Source organism: Candidatus Dactylopiibacterium carminicum, from assembly GCF_014736495.1.
Taxonomy (GTDB): Bacteria; Pseudomonadota; Gammaproteobacteria; order Burkholderiales; family Rhodocyclaceae; genus Uliginosibacterium; species Uliginosibacterium carminicum.
Map to the genome: position 1 here is coordinate 1 of NZ_MDUX01000088.1, position 8,700 is coordinate 8,700.

At 62.6% G+C, this 8,700-nt stretch carries 9 protein-coding genes and 1 pseudogene; 4 read left to right on the forward strand and 6 right to left on the reverse strand.

The annotated features are described in order from the left end of the window. Nucleotides 1-112 (reverse strand): annotated as a pseudogene (locus BGI27_RS16810) (transposase); the annotation flags it as partial. Between the two features lie 133 nt (nucleotides 113-245). On the opposite strand from BGI27_RS16810, the gene BGI27_RS16815 reads away from it, so the two are divergent. Next, nucleotides 246-551 (forward strand): hypothetical protein, encoded by a 306-nt coding sequence (locus BGI27_RS16815; RefSeq protein WP_141239789.1) that lies wholly within the window; start codon nucleotides 246-248, stop codon nucleotides 549-551. Nucleotides 552-914: 363 nt separating this feature from the next. Here BGI27_RS16815 and BGI27_RS16820 read toward each other — a convergent pair whose 3' ends face one another. Both BGI27_RS16820 and BGI27_RS16825 read right to left on the reverse strand, forming a co-directional pair. Next, entirely contained in the window at nucleotides 915-2,204 is a 1,290-nt protein-coding gene (locus BGI27_RS16820; RefSeq protein ID WP_095525949.1) for a peptidase U32 family protein, read from the reverse strand. 102 nt (nucleotides 2,205-2,306) lie between these two features. Next, nucleotides 2,307-3,242, reverse strand: a complete 936-nt coding sequence (locus BGI27_RS16825) for a DMT family transporter (RefSeq protein WP_095525950.1) — start codon at nucleotides 3,240-3,242, stop codon at nucleotides 2,307-2,309. 159 nt (nucleotides 3,243-3,401) lie between these two features. On the opposite strand from BGI27_RS16825, the gene BGI27_RS16830 reads away from it, so the two are divergent. Beyond that, on the forward strand, nucleotides 3,402-4,295 hold the full coding sequence (locus BGI27_RS16830) for a LysR substrate-binding domain-containing protein (RefSeq protein ID WP_095525951.1): 894 nt from the start codon (nucleotides 3,402-3,404) through the stop codon (nucleotides 4,293-4,295). Here the strand turns inward: BGI27_RS16830 and xth are convergent, their stop codons facing one another. Further along, nucleotides 4,296-5,054, reverse strand: coding sequence for an exodeoxyribonuclease III (gene xth, locus BGI27_RS16835; RefSeq protein WP_095525952.1), 759 nt, complete (start codon nucleotides 5,052-5,054; stop codon nucleotides 4,296-4,298). Nucleotides 5,055-5,201: 147 nt separating this feature from the next. On the opposite strand from xth, the gene BGI27_RS16840 reads away from it, so the two are divergent. After that, nucleotides 5,202-7,538 (forward strand): penicillin-binding protein 1A, encoded by a 2,337-nt coding sequence (locus BGI27_RS16840; protein WP_095525953.1) that lies wholly within the window; start codon nucleotides 5,202-5,204, stop codon nucleotides 7,536-7,538. Here the strand turns inward: BGI27_RS16840 and cyaY are convergent. Continuing rightward, a complete protein-coding gene (gene cyaY / locus BGI27_RS16845) occupies nucleotides 7,528-7,854 on the reverse strand; it encodes an iron donor protein CyaY (protein ID WP_095525954.1) in 327 nt (108 codons plus the stop codon). The genes BGI27_RS16840 and cyaY overlap by 11 nt on opposite strands. A gap of 155 nt (nucleotides 7,855-8,009) precedes the next feature. Between cyaY and lptM the strand changes: the two genes are divergently transcribed. Continuing rightward, nucleotides 8,010-8,141, forward strand: a complete 132-nt coding sequence (gene lptM / locus BGI27_RS18940) for an LPS translocon maturation chaperone LptM (RefSeq protein WP_095525955.1) — start codon at nucleotides 8,010-8,012, stop codon at nucleotides 8,139-8,141. 29 nt (nucleotides 8,142-8,170) lie between these two features. Here the strand turns inward: lptM and BGI27_RS16855 are convergent, their stop codons facing one another. After that, on the reverse strand, nucleotides 8,171-8,617 hold the full coding sequence (locus BGI27_RS16855) for a copper chaperone PCu(A)C (protein WP_095525956.1): 447 nt from the start codon (nucleotides 8,615-8,617) through the stop codon (nucleotides 8,171-8,173). Nucleotides 8,618-8,700: the final 83 nt, after the last annotated feature.

The following is an 8,700-nucleotide window of genomic DNA, read 5'->3' on the forward strand; positions in this document are numbered from 1 at the left end:
ATGCTCACATCCAGTCGCCCGGCAACGTCCGCAACGCTATGTCCGCGATCGGTCACTTGCTTGACCTGACCGCTTCAATCTTGAACTCTTCCGTGTATCGCTTGCTACTCATAGACACCTCCACTTGGTTGCCAGCTTAAGGCTTCGAAGTGTCTAGTGAACCGGGGGCGATTCAATGCGTGGGTTTATGTGGGGCGTAAAAAGCGGGTTTTATTCATTTTTACTTTCAGATGGCAATGGTTTCGATGAGAATAATCAGTTGTTTTTTTTTGAGGAAGACTTATGAGTTTTGTGAGAAAATAGGTTCTGATTTTAATTTAAGAAAAAATTTTTCTGAAAAAGAATATGTCCCTATGTGGACGATGAGTGCCTCTGTTTTTTTGCTTGAATCGATTGGTTTAATGTTTGATGCTGGTGGTCGATTTGATAGGGACTGTCTCTTGTCTGGCGAGATTGTCGGTAGGTCGCTTGTGTTGAATCATTTATTGGATGGCATGCCATTGAGCACAATTAATATAATTGAAGAGCTTGGTGTTAATTTAATACGATGAAATCGTATTCGCCACGCACAAGGTTGTAACCCGGAATCTATGCCTGACGCGTACCACGTATCCCGGATGTAGGGCGGAACTCCTTGGAGATTTCGCCAGCTGCCGGGACGGCAGCTTTTTACCTCCCCCGCAAACGGGGCCAGTGGGCCCGCCGCGGCAAAGGCAGCCTCGACATCAGGCCCGAACCGCATTGATTGGTCAGCGTTACAAGGGGCTTGATGCCACCCTCCGGGTGGCTGGCGGAACCTCCAGGGAGTTCCGCCCTACGAACTACGAACGGCTTTGCGGATCACGAAAACCAAGGCCGCAAGCTTGAATCCGCGCCCGATGTGTTAGCGCGGAAAAGAGAATCGCCTTCCGGCTTCAGCCGCCCACAAACCGCGTCACGAACGCGCCGACGCTGTCGGCCGGCAGCGCCAGCCAGACGCGGTGGCCGTCGCCGGGCGCGACTTCGATGGCGGCGCCTTCGGCGTTCTGCATGGCTGTGATCTCGTAAGTGAGATTGCCTTGCGGCTGCACCAGCTCCAGCCGGTCGCCGACGGCGAAACGGTTCTTCACTGCCACCTCGGCCAGGCCACGCGCGGCGTCGTACCGCAACACATCGCCCACATACAGGCTGCGTGCGGATTCCGAACTGCCGCGTGCGTAGTTCTGGAATTCCGCATCGCCGCCACGGCGGGCAGCTTCCTGATGGCGATCGAAGAAGCCGTCGGTGTAGCCACGATTGGCCAGGCCATCGAGCGAATCGACCAGTGCCGGGTCGAGCGGCGTGCCGGCCAGCGCCGCATCGATGGCGGCACGGTAGGCCTGGGCGGCACGCGCCACGTAGTAGGGGCTCTTGGTGCGGCCTTCGATCTTCAGAGAGTCGACGCCGATCGCCACCAGCCGCTGCACATGCTCGATGGCGCGCAGATCCTTGCTGTTGAGGATGTAGGTGCCGTGCTCGTCTTCCTCGATCACGTTGTAGCTGCCGGCGCGGCGCTCGCGTTCCTCGATCAGGTACACATCGCCGCTGGCGTCGGTCTTGCCCTGTTGCACGTTGAAATCCCAACGGCAGGAATTGGTGCAGCTGCCCTGGTTGGGATCGCGATGGTTGAAATAGCCGGAGAGCAAACAGCGTCCGGAATAGGCGATGCACAGCGCGCCGTGTACGAAGACTTCCAGCTCGGTTTCGGGGCAGGCCTGGCGGATCTCCTCGATCTCGTCGAGTGAGAGTTCGCGCGACAGGATCACGCGACTCACGCCGTTGCGTGCCCAGAATTTCACTGCTGCCGCATTCACCGTATTGGCATGCACCGAGAGATGGATGGCCTGCTCGGGCCATGCCTCGCGCACCATCATCATCAGGCCGGGGTCGGACATGATCAGCGCGTCCGGCTTGAGGGCGATCGCTGGCGCCATGTCGCGCAGATAGGTCCTGAGCTTGGCGCCGTGCGGATAGATGTTGGAGACGAGATAGAACTGGCCGCCTGCCGCATGCACACGGTCGATGCCGGTCTTCAGCACTTCCGGATTGCCGAAATCATTGTTGCGCACGCGCAGGCTGTAGCGCGGCTGGCCAGCATAGATCGCGTCGGCGCCGAAGGCCAGCGCGGTGTCGAGCATGGCCAGCGTGCCGGCCGGAGCGAGGAGTTCAGGGCGGCGGAGGGACATCTTGTAATGGTCAAAACACTGTAGGGGAGCGCGATTATCGCGGAAAAACAGTGCCTTGGCCTTGTCGGGATGACGGCAATTTCCCCGCCCGGCGGGGTTGGGTCAGCCCGAGGTCTTGGGGCGCTCGGCAGTCACCAGCCAGATGCCGGCACAGACCAGGACCAGCGCCACGGCGTTCTTCCAGGCGAATATCGCCTCACCGAGGAAAATGGCCGACAAGGCCACGCCGAACACCGGGATCAGAAAGTTGTAGACCGCCACCTTGCCGACCGGGTGGTATTTCAGCAGCGCGCTCCACAGGCCGAAGGCCAGCGAGGAAAGCACGGCCATGTAGCCCAGCAAAGCCAGGCTGGTGGGCGTGAAGCCTTGCATGCGCCCTCCGGTGATCAGGCCCACGGCGGTCAGTACCAGGCCGCCGAAGCTCATCTGCCAGCCGGTCATGACGATGGCGTTGATGCGCTGGGAGATCATCTTGCCGTAAATGGTGGCCGCCGAAAGGATGAAGGCGGCGAGCACGACCGAGCCTTCGCCAGCCAGCGTGAAGTCGGGCTGCAGCAGCGTCGGCCCGTAGTTGGCGGCGGCCACGCCGAGGAAGCCCACGCTGCAGCCGATCACGCAACGCTGGGAAAGGCGGTCGTTGTGGTACAGGAAATGTGCCAGCAGTACCGAGAAGAAGGTGCCGGTGGCGTTCATGATCGAGCTCTTGGTGCCGGTGGCAAAGGCCAGACCGATGTAGAAGAACACGTACTGGATCGCGGTCTGGGTCAGCCCCAGCATGCCGACGGGCAGCCATTCGCGCTGCGGCAGCTCGATCTTCCAGCCGATCAGTCGGGCAGCCACGAGCAGGATCACACCGGCCGCCGTGAAGCGCAGGCCGGCGAACAGCATCTGTGCCGGCACGTCGCCGCTCGCGATGTGGAACAGGGCATAGCCCTGCTTGATCGCCAGGTAGGCGCTGCCCCACAGCAGGCAGCAGAAGGTGGCCAGCAGCATCACGCTGCCTGGGCGGGCGAAAAAGGAGGTGGTTCGGTCGGTCATGGGAAGCTCAAAAAAAATAGGTGGAGGGCGCGGGCGCCATCTCCACCTTTAAGTCATTCATCGCAGATAGATGAATGCGCAACACTCGGGCTGCATTGTGCAGGGCTGTAAACATTCTATCAATTGCATTAAACAGGCTGGATTGATAAGTTTTATCTTATGAATTTTCGCCACTTCCATTATTTCGTCGTCGTCGCCGAAGAACTGCACGTGGCGCGCGCCGCGGTGAGGCTGGGCATTGCACAGCCCGCCCTGTCACAACAGATCCGCGCGCTGGAGGAGCAGTTGGGCGTGCGTCTGTTCCATCGCGCCAACCGTCGCATCACGCTGACCGAGGCGGGCGAGGCTTTTCTCGTCGAAGCCCGTGCGGCCCTGATGCACGCCGAGCAGGCCGGGCGCGCGGCGCGGCGCGCAGCACGGGGCGAGACGGGGCGCGTGGATATCGGCTACGTCAGCAGTGCACTGGCCGAGCTGCCCTTTCTGAGCGCGCTGGCAGCCTTTCGCGCTACGCACCCGGCGGTGCGTATCGGCATGCACATGCGCCTGGCCGCCGACCACCTCGCCGCGTTACGGACCCAGACTTTCGATCTGGTCATCACGCGTGGCCCGATGCCGGAGCCGCCGGAGGATTACGACAGTCTGGTCCTCTCACGGCAACCCATGATCGTCGCTTTGCCTGATTCGCATCCTCTGGCCACGCGAGCCGGTATCGCGCTGCCCGAACTGGCGGAGAACAATTTCCTGGTGCCCGACGATCCGCCGGGCTGCGGCACCGGCCACGCCATTGCGTTGTTATGCGAGGCGGCACGTTTCACACCGCGCAGCAGCATGGTTGTCAACGAGATGAGCTCGGCCGTTGGCCTGGTGGCCGGTGGCCTCGGCGTAGCCCTGCTGCCGGCTTCGGCCGCGCGATTCGCACTGCCGGGGGTGGTGTTCAGGCCCCTGATCGGTGGGGCTTTCGATTCCGACCTGATCGCGTTCTACCGCCGTCACGAACACAGTGCGGCGGTGCTCGCCTTGCTGGCTGCGTTACGCCGGCATGCCGCCGTTTGATCAGGCCAGCGTGAGCAGCACCGGAGCGTGATCCGAGGGACGTTCCAGCTTGCGCGGCGCCTTGTCCACCCAGCAGGCGGTGAGTGCCGGCGCCAACGCCGTGGAGACCAGCAGATGGTCGATGCGCAGGCCGAAATTGCGCCGGAAGGCCATCATGCGGTAATCCCACCAGGAGTAGCTCTTCTCCGGCTGCTCGAACTGGCGGAAAGCATCCGTGAGACCCAGCTGCAACAGACGCGTGAAGGCTTCGCGCTCGGGCACCGAGACGTGAATTTCGTCTTTCCAGTCCGGATGCGCGTCGCGCGGCTCCGGCGCGATGTTGAAGTCTCCGGCCAGCACCAGTTGCGGATGCCGCGCCAGTTCCTCGTGCAGCCAGCCGGTCAGCGCTTCCAGCCAGGCCATTTTGTAGGCAAATTTCTCCGAGCCCACGGCCTGTCCATTGACGAAATAGGCGCAGATCACGCGCACGCCATCCACGGTGGCGGCGATGATGCGTTTCTGCTCGTCGGCAAAGCCCGGGATGTCGCGCGTCACATCCTCGATCGCGGACTTCGCCAGGATGGCCACGCCGTTGTAGGTCTTTTGCCCGTTACTCACGGCTCGGTAGCCTGCGGCTTCGATTTCGGCCAGCGGAAAGGCCTTGTCTTCGCACTTGAGCTCCTGCAGGCAGACCACATCGGGCGATTCGGTGGCCAGCCAGTCGAGCAGATGCGGCAGGCGGACCTTGAGGGAATTCACGTTCCAGGTGGCGATCTTCATCAATAAATCTCTCTGTGGGTGTCGGGTGAGCGGAATTCTGCGGCCCGTGGCGCTGTCTGTCACGGTCACCGGATCGCGCCGGGCGGGGGCATATGCGCCCGCCCGGGGTTTCCGGGATAATGCCCTGCCATTTCCTGCGGGAACGACATGCTCAAACGCATCCTAACCATCGGTCTCATCAGCGCTTTCGGCCTCTGCATCGTGGGGGCGGCGGCGCTTGCCATCGCGGCTTCCATGGCCTGGCCGCGGCTGCCCTCGCTGGAGGCGCTGACCGAGTACACGCCACGCATTCCGCTGCGCATCTACACCGCGGATGGCGAGCTGATCGGCGAATTCGGCGAGGAGCGCCGCACCTTCGTTTCCATCGACAAGGTGCCGGCCATGCTCAAGCATGCCATTCTGGCTGCCGAGGATGACCGCTTCTACGAACACTCGGGTGTCGACGTGATGGGGCTGGCGCGGGCTTCGCTGCGCATGCTGGCCGGGGGGGCCAAGCAGGGCGGCAGCACGATCACGATGCAGGTGGCGCGCAATTTCTACCTCAGCCGTGAGCAGAAGATCAGCCGCAAGTTCTACGAGATTCTGCTGTCGCTGAAGATCGAACAGCAGCTTTCGAAAGACAAGATCCTCGAGGTCTATATCAACCACATCTTCCTCGGCAACCGCTCCTACGGTTTTGCCGTGGCCGCCGAGACTTACTACGGCCGGCCGCTGGAGCAGCTCAAGCTGGCCGAACTGGCGATGTTGGCAGGGTTGCCCAAGGCGCCGTCGAGCTTCAACCCGGTAGTCAATCCCCTGCGTGCCACCGCGCGTCAGCAATACGTGCTGCGCCGTATGCAGGAGCTGGGCTACATCACCACAGCCCAGTACGACGAGGCCTTGAAGGAGCCGCTGCGTCTGGCCATCGGGCGCAATGCCGTGCAGCGTAACAAACCTACGCTGCATGCCGAATTCGTCGCCGAAATGGCGCGCCAGATCGCCTACGAGCGTTTCAAGGAGCAGACCTACAGCAGCGGTATCCGCGTGATCACCACGCTGCGCAAGGACGATCAACTGGCCGCCTACCAATCCCTGCGGCGTGCTGCCATCGAGTACGAACGCCGCCATGGTTACCGGGGTGCAGAGGGCAAGGTGGATCTGCGCGGTGTCGGCTCCGACGCCGAGGACGCGAAGAGCCTGGAGGAACTGGTCGACGGCTTCCCCGATCTCGATGAGATGCGGGCTGCCATCGTGCTGGAATCCGTGCCGGGGCAGAAGCTGCGCGCCTATCTGCGTGGTGGCGAGGTGATCGAGCTGACCGGGCGCGCGCTGCGCTTCCCCGGGCCGATGATGGCGCGCAACGCACCGGCACAGAAGCGCCTGGAGCCTGGCTCAGTGATCCGTGTGGCCCGCTCGGGCAAGGAATGGCAGGTGGTGCAGCCACCCGAGGTGGAGGGCGCCTTCATCTCGCTGGATCCGCGTACTGGCGAGATCCGTTCGCTGGTGGGCGGTTTTGATTTCGCGCGTAACAAGTTCAACCACGTCACCCAGGCCTGGCGTCAGCCCGGCTCCAGCTTCAAGCCCTTCATCTTTTCCGCTGCCATGGAGAAGGGTTTCACGCCGGGCGCGGTGTTTGACGATGCGCCGCTGCACTACACCGCGGAACAGACCGGTGGCCGCCCCTGGAGCCCGGGCAACTACGACGGGCGATATGAAGGGCCGATGAGTCTGCGCACCGCGCTGGCGAAATCCAAGAACGTCGTCGCCATCCGTCTGCTGGATGCGATCACGCCGGCCTATGCGCAGGATTACGTGGTGAGCCGTTTCGGCTTCGACGCAGACAAGAATCCGCCCTACCTCACGCTGGCGCTGGGTGCGGGCAACGTGACGCCCTGGCAGATGGCCTCCGCCTACTCGGTGTTTGCCAACGGCGGCTACCGCATCCAGCCTTTCGTGGTGAAGGAGATCCAGGACGGCAACGGGCAGGTGATCGCCCGCGTGGAGCCCGCCGTGGCCGGCACCGAGGAAGCCGAGCGCGTGCTCGATCCGCGCAATGTGTTCCTTACCGACCTGATGATGAAGGACGTGGTGCGCCGGGGTACCGCAGGCAAGGCCATGGCACTCAAGCGAGGCGATCTGGCCGGCAAGACCGGCACCACCAACGATTACCTGGATGCCTGGTTCTGCGGCTATTCACCGGCACTGGTCGGTGTGGCCTGGATGGGGTTCGACCAGCCGCGCAAGCTTGGCTCCGGTGAGACTGGTGGTGTTCTCGCACTGCCGATGTGGATCGACTACATGCGCGTGGCGCTCAAGGACGAACCGGAACAGCATCTGGCGATGCCGGCCGGCCTGGTGGAGGTACAGCCGACCTTTGACAAGGAAGGGCCGGACTACATCTACGAAGAGCACCTGCCGCTGCATGACCCGGCGACCGAGGCATCCGCGCCAGGCGCCGAGCAGCCACACGCCGAACCGGACTTCTGGTCGCGCTTCACCAACTGATCTCGTAACCCGCCTGCTGCGAGATCAGCGCCTGCAGGCGCGCGTCGAGCAGCGCGGCGTCGCGGGTGTCACGCCAGCCGTCTTCCTGCGGGCGAAAATGGAAGCCGCCGGCACGGGCCGCCACCCAGATCTCGCCTGCCGCCTCGTGGCGATTGACGATGATCTGGCTGCCGTCCTCGAACGCCAGCTTGAGAATGCCGCCGGCCTGCGGTTCGATGTCGATGTCGACGCCAGCCGCGTCGGCTGCCGCCTCTATCCTTGCTTCCAGCTCATCGAGCTTGGCCTGGGCTGTTGCCAGAAAATCCGCTGATGCCATCTGAGGTCTGCTCCGTTTGTTGAGAAGCTGTTTATGATCTTACTGCGAGACCGTGACCGGGATTCATACGCTGCGCTTCATCCCGCAGCCGACCTCTCGCGACAGATCCCGCACAGCTTCCAAGATCCCCGCTTCCGCCGAGACCCAAATTCACCATGAAACGCCCGATCGTCCTTGTCCTGTTCCTGAGCCTTGTCCTGACTGCCTGTGGTATCAAGGGGCCGCTGGAGCATCCGCGCCCGCCGCAGAAGCAGTCTCAGTCCTCGACTCAAACGAACGAGCGCTGAGCCTGTTGCCAAGGCTCCGAACGAGGCGGCTAGGGCTGCGGTCCGCCGAGCAGGTCGCGCCCCAGCGCCTCGACTTCGACGCGCCGTTCGCTGCCATCCTGGGCACGTAGTACCAGTGTCAGCGGGATGCGCTGACCGCCCTTGACTGGCTGATGCAGCCCCACCAGCGCCAGATGCTCACTGACCGGCGTGAACTGCATGCGCTTGCGCGCAGGGATGGCGATCTCGGTCACCGTTTGCGGGCGCAGCGGGCCGCCGTCGAGTGCGAAGCGCATCACACGCAATTCCACGCGCTCGGCCAGCGGTGTCTGTGCGGCCACCAGCGTGAGGGCGTCATCGCTGAATATTTCGAAGTGCGCGGTCGTGGCCGTAGCGGTGGGCAGGGTGCCTTTCACCCAGGGCTTGCTGATCGAGATGTCTGCCGCCCACAGGCCGAATGGCAACAGGGCGAAAAGGCAGCACAGCAGACGGCGCATGTCGGACTCCGGAAGGGATGATGCGCCGATTCTAGATTCTATGTACAAGTACAAGGAAATTTTATGTCTGGGTGCGAGGTTGT

Coding starts and splice junctions, on each gene's coding strand:
- lptM (WP_095525955.1), top strand. CDS start 8,010: ATGAAACGCCCGATCGTCCTTGTCCTGTTCCTGAGCCTTGTCCTGACT.
- BGI27_RS16840 (WP_095525953.1), top strand. CDS start 5,202: ATGCTCAAACGCATCCTAACCATCGGTCTCATCAGCGCTTTCGGCCTC.
- BGI27_RS16825 (WP_095525950.1), bottom strand. CDS start 3,242: ATGACCGACCGAACCACCTCCTTTTTCGCCCGCCCAGGCAGCGTGATG.
- BGI27_RS16855 (WP_095525956.1), bottom strand. CDS start 8,617: ATGCGCCGTCTGCTGTGCTGCCTTTTCGCCCTGTTGCCATTCGGCCTG.
- BGI27_RS16820 (WP_095525949.1), bottom strand. CDS start 2,204: ATGTCCCTCCGCCGCCCTGAACTCCTCGCTCCGGCCGGCACGCTGGCC.
- BGI27_RS16815 (WP_141239789.1), top strand. CDS start 246: ATGAGAATAATCAGTTGTTTTTTTTTGAGGAAGACTTATGAGTTTTGT.
- xth (WP_095525952.1), bottom strand. CDS start 5,054: ATGAAGATCGCCACCTGGAACGTGAATTCCCTCAAGGTCCGCCTGCCG.
- cyaY (WP_095525954.1), bottom strand. CDS start 7,854: ATGGCATCAGCGGATTTTCTGGCAACAGCCCAGGCCAAGCTCGATGAG.
- BGI27_RS16830 (WP_095525951.1), top strand. CDS start 3,402: ATGAATTTTCGCCACTTCCATTATTTCGTCGTCGTCGCCGAAGAACTG.